The 798-nt window shown below is 48.7% G+C and carries 2 pseudogenes; both read right to left on the reverse strand.

The window, feature by feature from the left end:
- A pseudogene (locus tag SQ11_RS15635) lies at positions 1 to 474 on the reverse strand (glycosyltransferase WbuB); the annotation flags it as partial.
- Positions 471 to 798: pseudogene (locus tag SQ11_RS15640) on the reverse strand (hypothetical protein); the annotation flags it as partial. The pseudogenes SQ11_RS15635 and SQ11_RS15640, both read right to left, overlap by 4 nt.

The following is a 798-nucleotide window of genomic DNA, read 5'->3' on the forward strand; positions in this document are numbered from 1 at the left end:
TGGTAAAGCATTCACATTATTGGATGCTGCATGGATGGCGGCCACATGCCGATGCAACGCAATTTTTGCAATCACTGGTTCGGCCTGTAATGCATATAAAATTACGGGCCGATTATTCAAGGGCTGGCGAACGTGCTGGTAGCACACATCTTGTACTGCCGTTTCCTCACGATCCGCATTACAGCGACGGTCTGCGCGATCCCAGGGATAGCCCGGCCTGGTCAGCACATGCACCTTCCCGCCGGCGGCGCGCAACGCACGAATTACCTCATGAGTGCGAGTGGTATAACCACTGACGTGATAAGGCAGCGAACTTGCTGCCACATATAGCAAGCTTCTCGGTTCAGGTATATATGGCGTATTACTTGCGTATTCCCGAAGCTTGCTTTTCAGCAATTCAACTGTCAAAAAACGATTAAAGGCCAGCCAGTATTCAGTCATCCGGGTAAAGAAGGGATCAAAAAGTGAACTCAAGCGCGCTTACCTTGAAGTAATTTCAATTCTGCATGCGCAAGATCAACAGTATGCGTCGTCGTGATTTTTCCTTGTGCATGCAGATCCAGAAATTCGGCCGTTGTGATGACATCGTAATCCTTGACAAGCCGAGCGAGCAGTTTCCGGTATCCTTCCAGGCGCTGATTATCCCGGTAGGCAGCATGACCCTGCTCATCCCAGTAGAGCAAAGACCAGGAATGTAATAAAAAAACAGATAATGTCGGACTGCCACTAAAAACATCAAACAATAACTTTCCCCACCAGGGATGAAACTGGAAATAAGGGGATTCGGGATGAGTCAGG

This window comes from Nitrosospira sp. NpAV, assembly GCF_000832065.1.
GTDB lineage: Bacteria > Pseudomonadota > Gammaproteobacteria > Burkholderiales > Nitrosomonadaceae > Nitrosospira.